Below are 19,522 nucleotides of genomic sequence, written 5' to 3'. Positions count from 1 at the left end.
CTTTAGAATGACATCTATAGCTTGCTTCTTTATATAAAAACAATGTGATACAAACATTTCCACTAATCGTTTATTGTGTCAGCTTTCTTGAGCTGGCATAAAATCATATGGAGTGACATTCTCCATTCCGATAAGCGGATCAATTTCCATTATCCGATCACTGTAAAACAAGGAAACATCTTCTTCTGCTGCCTCGATATCTGCATCACTTTGCGAAAAGACTTCTTTCAGCTTTTCCTGCAGGGAAGTTTGGCGGTTCAGCTCATCATTTCGGCCTACCCCTATTTCCATCGCATCCACTTCGCCAAGCAATATTAAAAATTGTTTACTTCTTGTAATGCCGGTATATATTAAGTTTCTCCGCAGCATCCTATAGTAGCTTTTTACAATCGGCATAATAACAATTGGAAATTCACTACCTTGGGACTTATGAACAGAACAGCAATAAGCATGGGTAATTTGATTTAAATCCTGCCTAGTATAAGTTGCTTCAATTCCATCGAAGGAGACAATAACCATGTCTTGTTTTTCTGTATTTTCCTTTGCATAAAAGATGGATACAATTTCTCCCATATCTCCATTATAGACATTGTTTTCTGGCTGATTAACGAGTTGCAGCACCTTATCGCCAATTCGGTATTTAACATCGCCGAACTTCAATTCCTTACGTGTTCCATCTGGATTTGGGTTCAATATTTCCTGGAGAATGACATTGAGCCGGTCTATTCCTGCAGGGCCTCTGTACATCGGTGCCAGAACTTGAATATCCATTGGCGCATAGCCCTTTTTCTTCGCGTTGAGGACAACCTTCTCAATAGCCTGTGCTATTTGTCCAGAGGCACATTTAATGAAGGACCTGTCTGTTTGCTGCTGAGTTAAATTACTTGGCAATCTGCCGTCCTTTATCTCATGAGCAAGTTCAATGATAGAAGAACCTTCACTCTGCCTGTAAATATCAGAAAGCCGGACTGTCGGAATGCAGCTTGATGCCAGCAAATCCTTCAGCACCTGGCCTGGTCCAACAGACGGAAGCTGGTCTTCATCTCCGACAAGAATGACTTGAATATTGGCTGGCAATGCTTTAAACAGCTGAAAAGCTAGCCAAATATCAACCATGGAGGTTTCATCAACAATAATGATTTTTCCTTCAAGAGGATTCTCCTCGTCCTTGTCAAAACCGCCGCTTCCGTTCCAGCCTAACAGACGATGAATGGTGACAGCAGGTAAACCAGTCGATTCTGTCATCCTTTTAGCCGCTCTTCCTGTGGGAGCCGCTAAAATAAAAGGAAAAGGCTCTTCCTTTTTGTAATCCTTCGGATCAAGGCTGCAGCCATGCAGTTCACCATAAAGCTCTACAATCCCTTTTATAACCGTGGTTTTCCCTGTCCCCGGTCCGCCTGTCAGCATAAGCATCGGCGCCATCAGTGCTGTTTGGATGGCTTCCCTTTGTGATGGTGCATATTGAACTCCAAGCCTGTCTTCTAAATTTCCGAGCGCAAGCAAAAATTCCGATTCTGGAAACTGATCTTCGTATTCCTTCTGTTCCATCACTCTTTTAATATGCCGGACAAGGCCTTTTTCTGAGTAATAAAGGGAAGGCAGGAAAATCTTCTTATCTTCGACGATGATTTTCTTTTCTTCCTGAAGCAAGACAAGCTGGTCTGCAATAGCTGAAAAGTCTACTTGCTCCTGTTTATTTTCCTCGAGAAGATCCTTTACTCTGTTCAGCACATATTCTGCTTCCAGGTAGACATGTCCCTCCTGGCTGCTGCCAAGCTCGAGCACATAGAGGCAGCCTGCTTTAATTCTGTCAGGATGGCTGCCAATTAGGCCAATCTGAAAGCCTAAGTCATCTGCTTTACCAAAACCGATTCCTTCTACATCCTCTACAAGCTTATAAGGGTTGGACTGGATAACCTCCAATGTGTTTTCCTTATAAGTCTGGTAAATTTTCATGGATAGCTGCGGCCCGAAACCATACTGATTCAACGATATCATCGCCTGCTCCAGCCCTTGATTCTGCATGAGCGTATCATAAAGAAGCTTCGCCTTGTCTGGAGGAAGTTTGGGAACAGTATCAAGCAAAGATGGTTCATTCAAAATTTTAGAGATGGCATTTTCCCCTAAAGTGTCCACGATGTTCTCTGCTGTTTTCTGGCCGATTCCTTTAAATAGCTCACTAGACAGATAGGTGATAACCCCTTGTTTTGTCTGCGGCATCTCTTTTCGGAAAGAGGAGACCTGGAATTGGAGTCCAAAGCGGGGATGGTCTTTAAATTCACCAAAGAATGTATATGTATCATTTTCATGCATCTTCGGCAAATATCCTGTGACAACGGCTTCCTTATCTTCATAGCTGTCATTCGTTTCATCTACCCTTATCCTGAGCACGGTATAAAGATTATCTTCGTTGTGAAATATCGTGACAAGATGGCGCCCCTTCACATACTTACCCTGCTCCTCGAAAAGATCCAGTGAATTTTGCTCTTCCAATTTTTTCTCCCCCCTCTTTTAAATTTTTTAAAATACCATCAGCCTCCGAGAATTTGTTTTCCCATTTGAGCCAGCTGATGATCAGGCTGAATTTCCAATGCTTTGTTAAACATCTCAAGCGCTTTTTCTTCCTGTTCCTTAAATCCATATGCAACACCAAGATTATAATAAGCATCTGCATGCTCTGGGTCTAACTCAATGCAGCTTGTAAATTTCTCCATTGCTTCATCAATATATTCCCCTTGCGCAAGGCATAAACCAAGCTGGAACAATGCTTCTGCATCCTCACTGTTCAGCTCAACGGCACGATGCAGAAAGGGAATAGCAAGAATCGATTTTTCCAACCCAATATATGTCATGCCCAGCATGAAATAGTTGTCACTCGATTCGAGTCCTTTCTCAAGTGCTGTCTCGAACATCGCTTTAGCAGACTCAAGCTCCTCCTGTTCAAAATAGACTGTTCCTGCACTATAGTAAGCTGCGGCCATATCTGGATCAATTTCTATCGCTTTTTCATAGAAGGAAACAGCTCTGCTTAAATCACCCAACGCTGACAGCACATTTCCAAAGTTAACATATGATACTGCGTTAGCAGGGTTCTTTTCAATTTCTTCCATAAACACTTTTGCTGCTTCTTCAAATTTGCCTTCTTGCATATATTTAATTCCTAATTGATTTGTCTCCACTTATAAACACACTCCGTTTCTCACTAAAAGTATAGCATATTTTAGCCTAATGGAAATCTTCCAATTCACTCTGCATTTCTTTCTTAAAAAAAAGAGAAACAGCTGCTTAATTCCAAAGGAAAAGCAGCAAGTTTCTCTTTTTTTATCAGCCTACATATGTTAATTGCTCGTTGTTGCGGTACACTTTATCTATTGTTCCGCCGCCAAGGCATTCTTCTCCTTGATAGAAGACAACTGCTTGTCCTGGCGTAACTGCACGAATTGGTTCATGGAAAGTTACTTTCACTTTCGAATCATCGAGCAGTTCCACTGTCACTTTATTATCTGGTTGACGATAGCGGAATTTAGCTGTACATTCGAATGTTTTTGGAGTTGAATCATTAGAAACCCAGCTCACATTATCAGCAATAATGCTGTCAGAGTAAAGCATATCATGATGGAACCCTTGACCTACATACAGCACATTTCTTTGCAAGTCTTTGCCGATAACGAACCAAGGATCACCGCTTCCGCCGATGCCAAGACCGTGTCTTTGCCCGATTGTATAGTACATTAAACCATCGTGTTTACCAACAACCTTGCCATCGAATGTTTCCATATTTCCTTTTTGTGCAGGCAAGTAACCGCTCAAGAACTCCTTAAAGTTCCGTTCGCCGATAAAGCAGATACCTGTGCTGTCCTTTTTCGTTGCCGTCGCTAAGTTCGCTTTAGCAGCCAGCTCCCGCACCTTTGATTTTTCCATCCCGCCAATTGGGAACATAACCTTGCTTAACTGCTCTTCTGTCAATTGGTTAAGGAAATACGTTTGATCTTTATTTTCGTCCTTGCCGCGCAGCATGCGGACTTTGCCATCTTCTCTGACAACTTGCGCATAATGCCCTGTAGCCAAATAATCTGCGCCAAGACTCATTGCATGCTCTAAAAACGCCTTGAACTTGATTTCTTTGTTGCACATAACGTCAGGGTTTGGCGTTCTTCCTGCCTTATATTCATCAAGGAAGTAAGTGAATACTTTATCCCAATATTGCTTTTCAAAATTGACCGCATAATAAGGGATACCCAGTTGATTGCAGACACGGATAACATCCTCATAGTCCTCTGTTGCTGTGCAGACGCCGAATTCGTCTGTATCATCCCAGTTTTTCATAAATATGCCGATAACGTCATAGCCTTGCTCTTTTAAAAGCAGTGCAGCAACAGAGGAATCGACTCCACCTGACATGCCGACAACTACGCGTGTATCTTTTGGTGCTTTTTCCATTTCATTCCCCCCTGTATTCCATAGTCCTATCTATTTGGAAGAATACAGTTCAAGCTAGTCAGATAAGCTTATTGCCTGTTAATCTTTGCACGATTTTAGACAGCTCAGATCCGACCTTTTTGATCTGTTCTTCTGTATTGTATAACCCGAAGCTAAATCGAATAGAGTTCTTCGTCCTTTCTGAGTTCTCGCCAAACATGCTTACGAGTACATGGGAAGGATCGATAGAGCCTGCTGTACAAGCAGAACCGCTTGAAGCAGCAATGCCTGCCAAATCTAGATTTACGAGCAGTGCCTCTACATTTGTTCCAGGAAAGCTTAAGTTTAAAACATGTGGCAGCATATTTTCAACTAATCCGTTTTGCACAAACTCAATTTTATTTTCTTCCAATGTTTGAACAAGCGTTTTTTTAAAGCTTTCATACTTTTGCTTTTTTTCCTGTCTCTCAGAAATGGCGATTTCTGCGGCCAGTTGAAAGCCTGCTACTGCTGGAACATTTTCCGTACCAGCTCTACGCTTTCTTTCCTGTTCACCGCCAAATAAGCGTGGTGAAAGCTGAATGCCATTTTCAATATAAAGGAAACCAATTCCTTTAGGGCCATTGATTTTATGAGAAGAAACGGACAGAAGATTGATATGCTGCTTCTTCACATCAATTTCCTCCATACCGTAAGCTTGGACAGCATCTGTATGGAAAAGGGCCTGATGGTCTTTTAGGACTTCTCCTATTTCAGCAATAGGCTGGATTGCGCCAACTTCATTGTTTCCATACATAATTGTCACAAGTATAGTATCGTCTCGCAATTCCTTTTTCAACACATCAAGATCAATCACACCAAATTCATTAACAGGAAGATAGGTAACATCAAAACCTTTTTTCGCCAGCTCCTCACATGCATGCAAAACTGCGTGATGTTCAATTTCTGTTGTTATGATATGTTTCCCAAGATGTTGATAGCTTTCAGCCACTCCAAATATTGCGTGGTTATCCGCTTCTGTCCCGCCGCTTGTGATAATGATTTCCGACTCTTGCGCTCCTATGCTTGATGCAAGGCTGGCTCTGGCATTATCAATAATCTTTCGGGCCTGTCTTCCAAATGTGTGAATGCTTGAAGGATTTCCATAAATCGATTGCATCACTTCATGCATTCTTTCGATAACCTTAGGATGCATCGGCGACGTTGCCGCATGATCCACATATATATGTTCCAACTTCTTCACCTACTAAAGTTTTATTCTAAATAGCAACTATCTTATAGTAATAGGATAGGCACATTCTTTCCAATTATTTGTTTCAACGATTAAATATAGAACATGTATGAATCTGTATCATTTTCCTCTTTATGGTTCGCCAAGTCCTCAATTGTTGTGGAATCAAGCACTTCTTTAACTGCATCACGGATTTTCATCCATAGAGCTTTTTTAGCAGGCTCCTCGTTTTCAATCCCCTCAACAGGACTGATTGGTCCTTCTAAAGTGCGGATGATATCACCTGCAGTGATGTTTTTCGGGTCGTCACCAAGAACATAGCCGCCGTATGCTCCTCTGATGCTTCGGACAAATCCTGCGTTGCGGAGCGGTGCTACAAGCTGCTCTAAATAATGCTCTGACAAGTCATTTGTCTGTGCAATTGACTTAAGGGAAATCGGACCGTCTCCATGTTTTTTTGCTAATTCCATCATAATTGTTAAGCCGTAGCGGCCTTTTGTTGAGATTTTCATAAACCAGCACTCCTATTATTAGCTATTTTTTTATGTCGATGATGTGATTTTTTCACATTTGCCAGCAGCAATTCCGTCCATTTCTGGCATTGCGGAATACTGAAACCAGCGATTTTACCGATGATAACCGCATATGCGACCGTTCCCCAAAATACAGGTCCGCCCATAAGCCAGCCTGAAAACAGAACAGCCGCCTCCATGATAAACCTGGTTTTAGAAATACTTAAGCCAAGCTTTTGTGATAATACAAGCATCAAACTGTCTCTTGGCCCCGCTCCCAGGTTCGCAGAGATATAAAAGCCCATTCCATAAGCCATGATAACAAGACCAAATAAAAACATTACTTCCCTGCCAAGTAATGTGGGAGGTGTCTTAATAAATGGCATCATTAAAAATAAATCAATAAAAATACCTACTAACAGCATATTGAGAAATGCACCGATCTGCGGGATTGACTTGGAAAGGATTGCACTTACAAAAAGGACAAAAAAGCCGACAATGATCGTCCAGCTCCCAATTGTCAAACCAAGTTGGTAGTACAAGCCGATATTCAGTACATCCCACGGAGCAGAACCTAAGTCTGCTTCTATCAAAAGAACAATTCCAAATGACATGATAAGCAGGCCGACAATGAATATTACCGTTCGCCATGTAAGCTGTCTCATCTTCAATGTGGCTTCCATTCTTTATATCCACCTTTACATGTTTACAAATATCCGCAGCAAATTGAACAATATGCATTATAACATATTCCCTCTTCACGCCGCTTGCTTCAACACTAATACTTTCATTATGAATATGATATATCCTATCTATTCAATAGGATATCATATTTCTGGTCTTTTTTTTGGTTTTTAAGTGGTTGCTTACGTAAAATTTCGTATTAAAGGCTGTATTTTTGTTATTTCCATGACAAACAGGCAGCTTTTTTAAAAAGCTGCCATTGCATTAATTTTCATCTGCAGTAAACTCATTCAGTCTCATGACAGACAATGCCATAATTTTAATGCCATTTAGCAAACTATCCAGTTCAAATGACATTTTTGGATGGTGCAGGCCAGGTTTTAGGTCTGTACCTAAGCCGATCATTGTCGAATGTAGGTTTTTTAATTTTTTTGCATAAAAATGGAAGTCCTCGCCTCCTGGTGTGACTGGTGGCGGAACAAGTCCTTTTTTACCAAGCACTTCTTTAATGCTGCCTGCTACTGCTTCTTCCATCGCATTATCCTTCTGTGCTGCAGGCATCTCAGACAAGAGCTCTAACTCTACTTTAGCTCCATTTGCTTCTCCAGCGTGATAGATGCTCCTCTTTAGTTTATCGATAAGGTCATTCATTGCTTCATTCGTTTGTGCTCGCGCATCAATGCCGAATTCTGCATAATCAGGAATGATATTAAAGCTTTTCCCTCCGCCTTGAATGAAGGTCATCTTTGCTGATGCAGGTATGATAGGATTAAGCGGTATAGCGCGGATTGCCGTATTAATAGCCGTAATACTGTCTATAACATTTATTCCTAAATGATGACGGGCGGCATGTGCCTGCAAGCCAAAAACCCGCCCTTTAAATGACGCTGCTGCTCCGTGATAGATAGCTGGAGATGCTTCATTATGCCTCATTTCCTGAATCGGCCGCAAATGAAGCCCAAGTAAATAGTCCACATCATCTAATAAATTTTTATTGATAAAAGAAAGGGCACCGCCGCCTGTTTCTTCTGCAGGCTGAAAAAAACTTTTAATCATTCCTCTCGGTTGTACCCCAAGCTCTTTTAGGCATTTGAGTGTAAAGAGTACAATTGTCATATGGGCATCATGGCCGCATGAATGATTTGCCTTCCATACACCGTCGACATTTTGCCATAATGCATCTATATCTGTGCGCACACCGATAGTTGGTCCGGTCCTGTTATTGCCCCAATAGCCGACTGCTCCTGTTTGGTCCGAAAAAGTTTTATAAGGTATATCTAGCAAATCAAGCTGTTTGCATATAAAAGCTGTTGTATGATGTTCCTCCCAGCTAATCTCTGCATGTTCATGCAAATAATGATACATCGCTTTTATTTCTACTTCTTTTTTGTTCACCCAATCTATTACTCTATCCTTCACTGTTCGTCCTCCGCTCCCTGTTTACCAACCAATATACCGAATGTTCTGTGTTTTCAAATCATAGGAGCACAATCTTAGCATTGCAAGAGATTGTGCTGTATGTTGATTAATTAATTGTGAATGTCTTTTTTCCTAATAAGTATTTTTCAATCACTTGCTCGTTCAGCTCATAACCGATGCCTGGCTTTGTCGGGACTGCTATTTTTCCTGGAGCAGACATAATCACCTCAGGCTGGATAATGTCTTCCTTCCAATAGCGATCAGAAGCAGAAGTGTCACCGGCAATTGTAAAGTTCGCAAGCGAGGTTATAGCAATATTATGAGCCCTGCCAACACCAGCTTCAAGCATTCCTCCGCACCAGACAGGAACATTATAATTATCACATAAATCATGAATTTTCTTTGCTTCTGTCAAACCGCCGACGCGGCCAATTTTCAAATTGATAATTCTGCAGCTGCCAAGCTCGATTGCCTTGCGGGCATCCTCAGCTGAATGGATACTTTCATCCAGACAAATCGGAGTGCTTAGCTCCTTTTGCAGAACAGCATGGTCAATCATGTCGTCAAAGGCTAAAGGCTGTTCAATCATCATCAGCTTGAATGCATCTAATTTTTTTAAATGTGTCAAATCTTGCAGGGAATATGCTGAATTCGCATCGGCCATAAGAGGAATCCCAAATCCGAACTTCTCCCTGATTTTCGCCAATGGCTCCAAATCATAGCCTGGCTTTATTTTAACTTTTATTTTTTTATAGCCATCTGCCAAATATCTTTCGATTTTCAAGAGTAGCTCGTCTAGCGACTTCTCTATTCCAATGCTTACGCCAACATCAATGCTTTTTCTCGTCCCGCCAAGTGCATGGGCAAGGGACACTCCATTTTTTTTGCTGTAAAGATCCCAAACAGCTCCTTCTAATGCTGCTTTTGCCATATTATTTCTTCTGATTGGTGCGAATATATTAGAAACGTCGTCTGGATGGTTAATGGTGCTATTAAACAAAAGAGGAATTAAAAATTCTTCTATTATATGCACAGAAGTGCCTGTAGTTTCTTCACTGTAGCCTGGATTGGGCATAGCAACGGACTCTCCGTAGCCTACATGCCCGCCGCTGAACATTTTAATAATCAGGAAGTCCTTTTCCATTAAACTCCCGATACTTGTTACAAATGGATGCAGCAACGGCATCTTTAGATGAAGAAGCTCGATTCTTTCAATCTTCAAAACTAACTACACGTCCCTTAATCGTTAAATTCGGTAAAGCTTTATTGTTTTTTCTCGTTTTCTGTCCGGAATCCTGCCAGCCGTTCGTAAATAGCCTTAAGCTTTTTCTCTTCTCCCGCCTCAGTTGGCTGATAGTATTGCGTTCCTTTAAGCTTTTCTGGCAAATATTCTTGATTGACCCAGCCGCCGAATGTGCCGATTGGATAATCATGAGGATACACATAGCCAACATGGCCGAGCGCTTTGCTTCCAGCATAATGGCCGTCGCGGAGATGCATCGGAATATCCCCAACATGGCCACTCCTAACATCAGCGATTGCTGCATCGAGGGCCTTATAGGCTGCATTTGATTTAGAAGATAAACACATTTCTACAACAGCAACAGATAAAGGAATTCTTGCTTCAGGCAATCCAAGCCGCTCACTTGCTGTAACGGCTGCAAGTACATTATTGCCTACAGATGTTTTCGCAAGACCGACATCTTCATAGGCAATTACAAGCAGTCTTCTGTTAACAGCAACAAGATCACCTGTTTCGAGCAAATGAGCAAGATAATAAAGAGCTGCGTCAACATCGCTTCCGCGAATGCTCTTTTGCAGGCTGGAAAGAAGGTTATAGAAATGAGACCCCTTCTTATCTCCATAAACTCCGACTCTTTCAATCATTTGTGCGACTGTTTCATCTGTTACAACAAATGTATCTTCTTCTTTATCAGAGGAATAGACAATAGACTCTAAAAGGGTTAAGGATTTCCGAGCATCTCCATTCGTTCCTTGGGCAATTTTTTTTATTTGTTCATCGCTTATCTTTATCGACAGGGTGCCTAGACCCCGTTCTTCTTTAATAGCCCTAGTAAGTAGCTCCTCAATATCAACATCTGTCAATCTTTTAAGCTGCTTAATCTGCCCGCAGCGGCTTCTGATGGCAGGATTCACATCATGATACGGGTTTTCAGTAGTTGCACCGATTAAAACGATATCCCCTCTTTCCACATGGGGAAGCAAATAGTCTTGCTGTGCTTTGTTGAAGCGGTGAATTTCGTCGAGAAACAGCAGCACTTTCCCTGTTAATCTCGCTTCATCCACGACTGCCTCCACATCCTTTTTGCCTGCTGTTGTCGCATTTAAGGCAATAAACGGCAAATTCGTCGTACCGGCAATCGCAAAGGCAATGGATGTCTTTCCTATGCCTGGCTCCCCATATAAAAGCATGGACGGAACATGACCATTTTTAATCATTTTATATAAGCCTGTTTGTTTGCCGATTATATCCTTTTGCCCGACTACTTCATCAATGGTAGTCGGCCGCATTCGATAGGCTAGTGGTTCTCCATTCACTATATGTACACCTCTTTACTCGCACTTCTTTAAAAACTATTATATCGCAACTTACCCCATAAACGAAAAAGTTTAGATGAAACACCAAAAAGCGGATGGTTATATTCCATCCGCAAAAAACTAACTTATGCCGCAACATCTCTTTTCTTGAATACGAAAAAGGCAAGCAAGTGAAAAATCAGGAAATAAACACACAGCATTACAATTGAAAATGGTAATGTCATGCCTTCCATTAATGGAGTACCTTCAAAATACTGAGTCAAATCTGTATTAGCAAATAAAATATATTTTGCCCATTCAAACTTTGTCGACAGCATGTAGGTCACTGTGCCGCCCATAAACATTAAGAATATCGAGATTCCAACAGCAAGTGAACTGTTGCGGAATACACTCGAAATCATAAACGCCATTGTCGTAATCATCAGCAGATCGATTGAATTCAGTCCATATGTTATTAACAGATGGAGAATCATACTTTGTTCTGTCACTTTTCCGTCATGATAATTTAAATAGGGAGTGCTGCTCTCTGGGAATCCGAACAATATGGCGCCCAGCAATAAAGCAAAACCAAATAGAACCAAAATTAAACATACCCCAAACAATATTACGGACAAATACTTAGAAAGCAGTATTTTGGCTCTTCCAATCGGGCGTATTAGCAACAGCTTTACCGTACCCCATGCAAACTCGTTTGCAACTATGCCAGCTGCAATGATAATGGTAAACAAGCCGGCAAAGGAGATGAGTTCTGAACTATCTGATATAAAATCCCACACAGAGTAATCCACATTTGTAGTAATATCATGCTCTAATCGATATTCATTAATGGCAATCTGTGACCTTGTATATTCAATTAAATCAGGGGAGACTGTTCCTTCATCGAGCTGTTTTTGATATTCCTTGTTTTCCATCTCTAAACCTTGGCGCCAATTTTCATTGTCAGGAACAGATAATCCATTTTCCTGATATTTCGTAATGGCTCCAATAGCGATTACACTTAGAAGCAAAAGGACAACCATTACGTGTGTGGCTGCACGCTTCCATATCTTCATCCATTCATTTTGCAACAGCTGCAGCATTACAATTCCCCCTTCTCATTTGTTACTTCTAAGAATCTGTCTTCGAGTGTCTTAGAAACTTCTTTAATTCCATAAATGGAGAAATCCTGACCCGAAAGAAGTTTTACCAATGCTGGAATCTGCTCTTTCGTTACTGGGATTTCTATGCCTGCAGCACTTTTGGACACCTCTATGCCAGGCATATACTCACGTACAACACTTAAAGCTTCGTCGCTACGGTCTATTTCCACTTCATAGAGCTTTTCTGTGTTGTTGACAAAGTCCTTCACCAATTGGACATCCACCAGTTTGCCTTGCTGGATAATACCAATCCGGTCACACATCATTTCCATTTCCGACAACAGATGGCTGGAAACTATTACGGCCATCCCTCTGTCTCTGGCGAGCATTCTTAAATGGTCGCGAATTTCTCTTATTCCTGCTGGATCTAAGCCGTTTGTCGGCTCATCCAATATTAGAACTTTTGGATCATGCAATAAGCTTTGAGCAAGTCCAAGTCTCTGTCTCATCCCAAGAGAATAGGTTTTAACCTTGTCACGTATTCTATCTGTCAGGCCGACAAGCTCAACCACCTCATTAATCTTCTCCTTGCTTACTCCTCTTGTCATCCGAGCATAATGGACTAGATTATCGTAACCTGACAGGAATTTATACATTTCTGGGTTTTCTACGATTGCACCGACATGCTGCACAGCCTTTTCAAATTCCTTGGTAATGCTTTTTCCGCTTATTAAAATATCACCGGCTGAAATGTTTATTAGGCCAACAATCATTCGAATGGTCGTTGTTTTTCCGGCACCATTTGGGCCAAGAAATCCAAACACTTCACCTGCTTCTACATTAAAGCTTAAATTATCAATGATTTTCCTGCCTTTAATCACCTTTGAAACATTTTTCAGTTCAACAATGCTTCCCATTTTATCTCCCCTTTTTTATGAATGTTTGATATTGTTCTTCATCCACTCCACAATAGACAACCCTTGCTCTTCTTTCAGCTGGTCAACATGAAAATGCGCCGCTAAATGTCCCTTATTGATAACAACAACATCATCCAAAATTGGCTCTATTTCAGCAATCTCATGTGTAGCAATAATAACTGTCTGCTTTTCAAAATCAATATAATGGAGCAACCCCTTAACGATCGAATCTCTTACCATCGGGTCTAGTCCGGAAAACGGCTCATCCAGCAACAGAACTGGAACCTGCCTGCTTAAAGAGAGAACCAGCTTCAATCTTCCTCTGTTGCCCTTTGACAACTCTTTAATTTTCTTGGCCTTATCAAGCTCCATGAAATGAAGTAGCTCCGTTGCCGTCTCAAGGTTTAAATCCTGAAACTGCGAGGCAGAAAAGCTGATCATGTCAGCAACAGTAAAACCATCGTAGAACATATCTAATTCCGTCAAATACGATACATCTGCTGCTATTTTTCGATTAACCTGTTTGCCATTTACAGTGACAGTTCCAGAGGAAGGCTGAACGAGTCCTGCAATAAGTTTTAAGGTTGTTGATTTTCCGCTGCCATTAGCACCGACTAAGCCGTAGATTTTCCCTGGCAGAAAAGAGAAATCAACATCTTCTAAAGCTGTTTCTTTGCCATACTTTTTTGTAACTTTCTCTAATTTAATCAATCTTTTCAGCCTCCTCCCCCTGCTTAAATGCAGCTTTTAGTTCTGCAATCATTTCCTCTTCTGATATTCCGAGTTCCTTCATACTCTCGACAAACCTGCCAACAAGTTCAAGCTGCAATTTTTTCTTCACTTCCTCTAGCACTTCCTTCTTTTCGGTAATGAATGTCCCTTGCCCTCTTCTCGTTTCCACGATATTCATCCTCTCCAATTCACTATAGGTTCTTTGAATTGTGTTTGGGTTCACTCCTGAATCAATGGCCATTTCCCGTACAGAAGGCAGCTTTTGGCCAACCTTTAATTCCTGTCTTGCAATCTGCCGCATAATCCGATCAACAATTTGCATATAAATCGGCCGTGATTGCTTGTAGTCATCTGCCATGCAGCTTACACCTCTACTTTCTTATCTAACAGCCAAGACGAAACCCAAAAAATAACAAGAGCTGTCAGACAATAGCCTGCTAGGACAAACACGGAAATGTCTGTTGCTTCAAAGGTAGCTTGAAAGGAATTCATACCTGTTTCCATCTGAAAAGCTCTACCTAAATTAAACATCCCTATTTCTTTTAAATCTTTAATAAAGCTGATTTTCCCAAACTGTTCTTTTAACAGTTCCCATCCATAGAAAAAGGCAATGAGGATAATCCAGCGAAATTTCTTCAACCATAGGATGGCTCCTAAACTGTGGTAGACAGTCCAATAAAAGATGACCCAGATGCTCAAGTAAAAAGAGATTAACCATATTGCCGCAGCCATAAATACAATATCAAATGCAGTAAACATTTCTTGAAATTCTGCTATCGGCAAAAGACTTAAAATGGTAATAATGGTTATAAGGACAGCGGAGCATAACGATAATATCGAACAGGCCGTAAGCTTTGACAGCAATAATTGCACACTGCTTGCTGGATTATGGAGCCACAATTGCGTTTTGCCTTCCAAATTAAGTGATGTCAGCAAAGACCCTGGTAAATAAATAACATGGGCAATAATTAAAGCAATCGAAATGGTTCCTGCCAGCATGCTAGTGCTGTAATAACCAGAAAGGAACCAGCCAGCCGCATAGGCGATTGCCATAAAAATTAATATCGTATAAAAATAGCCGATGGTTATTTTTAAGTCCTTCCTCAACAAGCCTTTAAATGCTTTCATATTCTTCCTCCAAAACTTTATATTAGTGTACTAAGTAGATAGTACACTAATACACCAATGCCTGCAATAGGTTATTTGTAAATTTAAACCAGTATTTTTACTCTAAAAAAAGATCCTAGGCCGATAGCCTAGGATCTTTCGTTTATATTAGTCATTTACACGCTTAATTTTAATGTCCCCCAGTAATTCCTTTACCACATGGCTTGCCATAATTAAACCGGCAACAGATGGAACAAAGGCATTGGAAGAAGGCGGCATTTTTGCCTTGCGAATCGGCGCATCTTCTTTCCCAACCACTTTGCGGACATCTTCTCTGATTACGATCGGGCTTTCATCTGAAAAGACTACTTTAATTCCTTTACGGATTCCCTCTTTTCGCAGACGAAGACGAATAACTTTAGCAATTGGATCTGTATGTGTTTTGCTGATATCAGCAATTTGGAAACGAGTCGGATCCATCTTATTCGCTGCACCCATACTTGAAATAATAGGAATATTTCTTTGTAAACATTCCTTCATTAAGTGAATTTTATAGGAAATAGTATCAGATGCATCCACAACATAGTCCAAGCCGTATGCAAAGATTTCCTCATAAGTTTCTTCTGTATAAAACATTTTCAGTGCGATTACTTCACAATCTGGATTGATATCTGCAATGCGCTCTTTCATGATATCAACTTTCGGACGACCGACAGTTGACAATAATGCAATCACTTGGCGATTGACGTTGGTAATATCAACATCATCCTTGTCAATCAATATTAATTTTCCGACTCCTGAACGAGCCAGAGCTTCAGCAGAAAAGGAGCCGACCCCGCCAATTCCTAGCACTGCCACCGTGCTGTTTTTTAACTTTTCTAATCCATCTGTACCGATCGCTAATTCATTTCTTGAAAACTGGTGCAACATCTATTTCTTCAACTCCATTATTAGATTTACGTTAATAGGAATTATACATATGTTTTCTAGTATTATACTCTTAAACCCTTTTGTACTATAACATAAATTATTGACAGGTTCTAGCCCTTGTCCTCAGGACTGTTGACAGGAAAAAAAGGCTGTCACTTTTAGACAGCCCTCTTTTATCAGTCATTTTTTTTCGGTGATTTAAGTGCTAGATGCAAATCATCAAGCTGGCTTTGAGAAACCTCGCCTGGTGCATCTGTCAACAGACAGCTTGCACTTGCTGTTTTCGGGAATGCGATTGTATCACGCAGGTTTGTTCTGCCAGACAGAAGCATAATCAGTCTGTCTAAGCCGATTGCAATTCCGCCATGCGGAGGTGTTCCATATTCGAATGCTTCCAGCAGGAAACCAAATTGCTCATAAGCTTCTTCTTTAGAGAAACCAAGCCGTCCGAACATTTTTTCCTGAATATCTTTTTCGAAAATACGAAGTGATCCTCCGCCAAGCTCATAACCATTCAATACAATATCATACGCTTGTGCTTTAACTGCCTTAGGATTGGAATCAAGCAGTTCAATATCTTCTCGTTTTGGCATTGTGAACGGATGGTGAGCTGCATAGAAACGGTTCTCTTCTTCATCAAATTCAAACAACGGCCAGTCTGTCACCCATAGGAAGTTGAATTTCTCTGGGTCTATTAAGTTCAACTCTTTTGCTAATTTAAGGCGAAGTGCACCTAATGAGTCTGCAACAACGCTTGCTTTATCTGCAACAAACAGCAGCAGATCACCTGGTTCAATAGCAAGTGCTGCTTCAAACGCTTTTTGCTCTTCCTCTGAGATGAATTTTGCTATCGGACCTTTTAATCCATCCTCTTCTGCCTTCAACCATGCTAAGCCTTTCGCGCCATAAACTTTCACGAATTCTGTCAAAGCATCAATATCTTTACGAGAATATTTATCATTTGCTTGCTTCACATTAATTGCTTTTACTTGGCCGCCTGATTCAACAGCAGCTGCAAACACTTTAAAGCTGGAGTCTTTAACAATTTCAGACAGATCTGTAAGCTCCATTTCAAATCTTGTGTCTGGCTTATCCGATCCGTAGCGTGCCATTGCTTCATCATAAGGCATTCTTGGGAATGGTGAAGGAACATCGATTCCTTTCACTTCACGCATAATTGTCACCATCATGTTTTCCATCATTTTCATGATGTCTTCCTGACTTAAGAAGCTTGTTTCAATATCAAGCTGTGTAAATTCAGGCTGACGGTCTGCACGCAAGTCTTCATCACGGAAGCAGCGGGCAATTTGGTAATAGCGCTCAATTCCGCCTACCATCAGCAGCTGTTTGAAAAGCTGCGGAGACTGCGGCAATGCATAAAATTCATTTGGATGAACACGGCTTGGCACAAGATAATCCCTTGCTCCTTCAGGCGTGCTTTTTGTAAGGATTGGTGTTTCGATATCCAAGAAGCCTTCGCTGTCTAAATAATCTCTCATAATCTTTGTTACTTGATGACGCATTTTTAATGTTTCAAACATAACTGGTCTTCTGAAATCTAAATAGCGATATTTTAAGCGAACATCTTCTGCTACGTCTGTTTTATCAGAGATAGCAAACGGCGGTGTTTTTGCTTCGTTCAGAATGATAATTTCGTCTACAACAATCTCAATTTTACCTGTTTGCAGGTTTTCATTGATTGTTCCTTCCTGCCTTGCCACAACCGTTCCTTTAATATCTAGAACAAATTCATTTCTTACTTTTTCTGCAATTTCAATTGCTTCTTTATTTATTTCTGGATTAAACACGACTTGAACAATGCCAGTACGGTCACGCAAATCAATGAAAATAAGTCCTCCCAAATCACGGCGTTTTTGAACCCAGCCCTTTAAGCTGACTTTTTCGCCAATAGCCTTTTCTGTTACTTCACCACAAAAATACGTTCTTCCAAACATATTTCATCCTCCTTTTAGTTCCCTACTATTTATTTTTAATAGCTTTGAAAATCTTGCAGCGCTGCCGCTAATTTTTCCAGCTTCACTTGTTTTTGTTCACCAGTTTCCTGACTCTTCACATTAATCTTGTTTTCCTTCAGCTCATCCTCGCCTAAAATAGCGACAAATTTAGCTTGAAGGCGATCGGCAGCTTTAAATTGAGCTTTTACTTTTCTGTCCATATAATCTCTTTCAGCAGATAAGCCTGCTCTGCGCAAATCATTTAAAAGTCCGACCGTATAATCCTTTGCTTCTTCTCCCAATGCAACAAGATAACAATCGATTTTCTTCTCAACAGGCAATTCGATTCCTTCTGCTGTTAAGGCTGCAAGCAATCTTTCCAAGCTCATCGCAAACCCGATACCAGGTGCTTCCGGTCCGCCAAGCTCTTCTGTAAGCCCATTATAACGACCGCCTCCGCAAAGTGTCGTAATGGCTCCAAATCCTTCTGCCTCACTCATGATTTCAAATGCAGTGTGATTATAGTAATCCAAGCCTCTTACTAGATTTGAATCGACTACGAAAGGAATATTTAAGGCAGTTAAATATGCTTTCACTTTCTCAAAGTATTGTTTAGACTCTTCATTCAAGTAGTCTAGGATTGACGGTGCCGACTTCATTAACGGGTGATCATGATCTTTCTTACAATCCAAAATTCTCATTGGATTTTTTTCGAGACGGCTTTGGCAATCACTGCAGAATTCGCCGATGCTTGGCTTAAAGTGGCCGATTAGTGCATCTCTGTGTGCAAGTCTGCTTTCTTTATCACCAAGACTGTTTACAACGAGCTTCAGCTTTGAAAGCCCAAGTGATTCATATACACTATAGGCAAGTGCCATTACTTCCGCATCAATCGCAGGATCCTTGCTGCCGATTGCCTCTACACCAAACTGGACGAATTGGCGAAAACGGCCTGCTTGTGGACGCTCATAACGGAACATTTGTCCTAAATAGAAAAGCTTAACTGGCTGTGATGGCAACCCGAACATTTTATTTTCTACAAAAGAACGAACGACAGAAGCAGTACCCTCTGGTCTGAGTGTCAGGCTTCTTTCTCCTCTGTCTTCAAATGTGTACATTTCCTTTGTGACAATATCTGTTGTATCTCCAACACTGCGCAAAAACAGCTCTGTATGCTCAAAGATAGGTGTTCTTATTTCGTTATATTGGAATCTGTCGCAAAGCTCTTTAATACGTGTTTCAATATATTGCCATTTTTCCACTGTGCCTGGCAGAATATCTTGCGTTCCTCTTGGAATATTTATTTGCATATTATTATCCTCCTGTATTGGCTTATGTATCGGAATTAGGGATGGGCAATTTTAAAAAAGCAAACAAAAAAATCCCGCCCCTTGTATATCAAGAAATATACAAGGGACGAGATTTTGGAATCCCGTGGTGCCACCCTAATTGAAGAAATGCATCTTTAAAGAAATGCATCTTCCACTTTGCAGTTAACGCCTGCTAACGTTTCATACCTAGTAATGTTAAAAAACATGTTCAGAAGAAAACCTACGGAGTGTTCGTTCATTAAGTCATCATGCAGAAATGCTTCCAGCCTTTGGCATTTCCTCTCTTTTCATGTGTATCCTAACTACTTTTCTCCCTCATTGGCTTTTTTAATTTATCCCTTATTATTTTATTAATAATAATAAGAGATGAATTGATTGTCAATAGCCCTTTAATATCTCCCAACCTGCTTTTTCAGTTTTCTTGCTTCGCCTACAGATAACCCAAACTCTGAAGCAAGCTCAACAGCTGTCGAGTTAGCTTCCTTTTCGATAAAATCATGAAAGTCCACACCGAGTAATTTCGAGCTTACATCATGGGTTTTTATGCTTTTTTCACCAAATCTCATTGTTTTCACCCTTTTTTCTTGTTAATTTCTATTATTATCCCCATGAGTTAAAAAATTTTTCATCATATGTTATATTTATTG

At 40.7% G+C, this 19,522-nt stretch carries 18 protein-coding genes and 1 other annotated feature; all 18 genes read right to left on the bottom strand.

Features of this window, described 5'->3' with window-relative positions; genetic code table 11:
- Positions 1 to 78 precede the first annotated feature (78 nt).
- On the bottom strand, positions 79 to 2,493 hold the full coding sequence (recD2, locus tag LXM54_RS00295; protein ID WP_233313055.1) for an SF1B family DNA helicase RecD2: 2,415 nt from the start codon (positions 2,491 to 2,493) through the stop codon (positions 79 to 81).
- 38 nt (positions 2,494 to 2,531) lie between these two features.
- Positions 2,532 to 3,179 carry a tetratricopeptide repeat protein gene (locus LXM54_RS00290; RefSeq protein WP_233313054.1) on the bottom strand — a complete coding sequence of 216 codons (648 nt, stop codon included), beginning with the start codon at positions 3,177 to 3,179 and terminating at the stop codon, positions 2,532 to 2,534.
- A 145-nt stretch (positions 3,180 to 3,324) separates the two neighbouring features.
- Positions 3,325 to 4,440 carry a tRNA 2-thiouridine(34) synthase MnmA gene (mnmA, locus tag LXM54_RS00285; protein WP_233313053.1) on the bottom strand — a complete coding sequence of 372 codons (1,116 nt, stop codon included), beginning with the start codon at positions 4,438 to 4,440 and terminating at the stop codon, positions 3,325 to 3,327.
- Positions 4,441 to 4,498: 58 nt separating this feature from the next.
- Entirely contained in the window at positions 4,499 to 5,653 is a 1,155-nt protein-coding gene (locus tag LXM54_RS00280) for a cysteine desulfurase family protein (RefSeq protein ID WP_233313052.1), read from the bottom strand.
- Between the two features lie 89 nt (positions 5,654 to 5,742).
- The gene (gene cymR / locus LXM54_RS00275; protein ID WP_233313051.1) at positions 5,743 to 6,162 is read right to left on the bottom strand and encodes a cysteine metabolism transcriptional regulator CymR; all 420 of its coding nucleotides are present in this window, start codon (positions 6,160 to 6,162) and stop codon (positions 5,743 to 5,745) included.
- Positions 6,159 to 6,845 carry a YczE/YyaS/YitT family protein gene (locus LXM54_RS00270; RefSeq protein WP_233313050.1) on the bottom strand — a complete coding sequence of 229 codons (687 nt, stop codon included), beginning with the start codon at positions 6,843 to 6,845 and terminating at the stop codon, positions 6,159 to 6,161. The genes cymR and LXM54_RS00270 overlap by 4 nt, the downstream gene beginning before the upstream one ends.
- A gap of 265 nt (positions 6,846 to 7,110) precedes the next feature.
- Positions 7,111 to 8,265, bottom strand: a complete 1,155-nt coding sequence (locus LXM54_RS00265) for a M20 peptidase aminoacylase family protein (protein WP_233313049.1) — start codon at positions 8,263 to 8,265, stop codon at positions 7,111 to 7,113.
- Between the two features lie 106 nt (positions 8,266 to 8,371).
- Positions 8,372 to 9,487, bottom strand: a complete 1,116-nt coding sequence (gene menC, locus LXM54_RS00260; RefSeq protein WP_233313048.1) for an o-succinylbenzoate synthase — start codon at positions 9,485 to 9,487, stop codon at positions 8,372 to 8,374.
- Between the two features lie 41 nt (positions 9,488 to 9,528).
- Entirely contained in the window at positions 9,529 to 10,824 is a 1,296-nt protein-coding gene (locus tag LXM54_RS00255) for a replication-associated recombination protein A (RefSeq protein ID WP_233313047.1), read from the bottom strand.
- A gap of 125 nt (positions 10,825 to 10,949) precedes the next feature.
- Positions 10,950 to 11,903 carry an ABC transporter permease gene (locus LXM54_RS00250; RefSeq protein WP_233313046.1) on the bottom strand — a complete coding sequence of 318 codons (954 nt, stop codon included), beginning with the start codon at positions 11,901 to 11,903 and terminating at the stop codon, positions 10,950 to 10,952.
- Entirely contained in the window at positions 11,903 to 12,820 is a 918-nt protein-coding gene (locus LXM54_RS00245; RefSeq protein WP_233313045.1) for an ABC transporter ATP-binding protein, read from the bottom strand. Before LXM54_RS00245 ends, LXM54_RS00250 begins: the two co-directional genes overlap by 1 nt.
- 15 nt (positions 12,821 to 12,835) lie before the next feature.
- The gene (locus LXM54_RS00240; RefSeq protein ID WP_233313044.1) at positions 12,836 to 13,531 is read right to left on the bottom strand and encodes an ABC transporter ATP-binding protein; all 696 of its coding nucleotides are present in this window, start codon (positions 13,529 to 13,531) and stop codon (positions 12,836 to 12,838) included.
- Positions 13,524 to 13,910: a GntR family transcriptional regulator gene (locus tag LXM54_RS00235; protein WP_233313043.1), complete on the bottom strand. Its 387-nt coding sequence runs from the start codon at positions 13,908 to 13,910 to the stop codon at positions 13,524 to 13,526. The genes LXM54_RS00240 and LXM54_RS00235 overlap by 8 nt, the downstream gene beginning before the upstream one ends.
- A gap of 5 nt (positions 13,911 to 13,915) precedes the next feature.
- A complete protein-coding gene (locus tag LXM54_RS00230; protein WP_233313042.1) occupies positions 13,916 to 14,680 on the bottom strand; it encodes a hypothetical protein in 765 nt (254 codons plus the stop codon).
- 147 nt (positions 14,681 to 14,827) lie between these two features.
- Positions 14,828 to 15,589 (bottom strand): tRNA threonylcarbamoyladenosine dehydratase, encoded by a 762-nt coding sequence (locus LXM54_RS00225; RefSeq protein WP_233313041.1) that lies wholly within the window; start codon positions 15,587 to 15,589, stop codon positions 14,828 to 14,830.
- 176 nt (positions 15,590 to 15,765) lie between these two features.
- Complete coding sequence (aspS, locus tag LXM54_RS00220; RefSeq protein WP_233313040.1) at positions 15,766 to 17,544, bottom strand: aspartate--tRNA ligase; 1,779 nt, start codon at positions 17,542 to 17,544, stop codon at positions 15,766 to 15,768.
- Positions 17,545 to 17,579: 35 nt separating this feature from the next.
- Entirely contained in the window at positions 17,580 to 18,854 is a 1,275-nt protein-coding gene (hisS, locus tag LXM54_RS00215) for a histidine--tRNA ligase (protein ID WP_233313039.1), read from the bottom strand.
- A gap of 99 nt (positions 18,855 to 18,953) precedes the next feature.
- Positions 18,954 to 19,203, bottom strand: a binding site (T-box leader).
- Positions 19,204 to 19,264: 61 nt separating this feature from the next.
- The gene (locus LXM54_RS00210; RefSeq protein WP_233313038.1) at positions 19,265 to 19,441 is read right to left on the bottom strand and encodes a hypothetical protein; all 177 of its coding nucleotides are present in this window, start codon (positions 19,439 to 19,441) and stop codon (positions 19,265 to 19,267) included.
- Positions 19,442 to 19,522 lie beyond the last annotated feature (81 nt).

Source organism: Bacillus sp. Au-Bac7, from assembly GCF_021341655.1.
GTDB lineage: Bacteria > Bacillota > Bacilli > Bacillales > Cytobacillaceae > Niallia.
The sequence above is the reverse complement of the archived record's forward strand: the minus strand, read 5'-3'. Positions and strand labels throughout refer to the sequence as shown.

Bases quoted from the DNA above. Each gene is read 5' to 3' on its own strand.
- LXM54_RS00225 (WP_233313041.1), bottom strand. From the start codon at position 15,589: ATGTTGCACCAGTTTTCAAGAAATGAATTAGCGATCGGTACAGATGGA.
- aspS (WP_233313040.1), bottom strand. From the start codon at position 17,544: ATGTTTGGAAGAACGTATTTTTGTGGTGAAGTAACAGAAAAGGCTATT.
- LXM54_RS00210 (WP_233313038.1), bottom strand. From the start codon at position 19,441: ATGAGATTTGGTGAAAAAAGCATAAAAACCCATGATGTAAGCTCGAAA.
- LXM54_RS00245 (WP_233313045.1), bottom strand. From the start codon at position 12,820: ATGGGAAGCATTGTTGAACTGAAAAATGTTTCAAAGGTGATTAAAGGC.
- mnmA (WP_233313053.1), bottom strand. From the start codon at position 4,440: ATGGAAAAAGCACCAAAAGATACACGCGTAGTTGTCGGCATGTCAGGT.
- hisS (WP_233313039.1), bottom strand. From the start codon at position 18,854: ATGCAAATAAATATTCCAAGAGGAACGCAAGATATTCTGCCAGGCACA.
- LXM54_RS00250 (WP_233313046.1), bottom strand. From the start codon at position 11,903: ATGCTGCAGCTGTTGCAAAATGAATGGATGAAGATATGGAAGCGTGCA.
- cymR (WP_233313051.1), bottom strand. From the start codon at position 6,162: ATGAAAATCTCAACAAAAGGCCGCTACGGCTTAACAATTATGATGGAA.
- LXM54_RS00235 (WP_233313043.1), bottom strand. From the start codon at position 13,910: ATGGCAGATGACTACAAGCAATCACGGCCGATTTATATGCAAATTGTT.
- LXM54_RS00230 (WP_233313042.1), bottom strand. From the start codon at position 14,680: ATGAAAGCATTTAAAGGCTTGTTGAGGAAGGACTTAAAAATAACCATC.
- LXM54_RS00270 (WP_233313050.1), bottom strand. From the start codon at position 6,845: ATGGAAGCCACATTGAAGATGAGACAGCTTACATGGCGAACGGTAATA.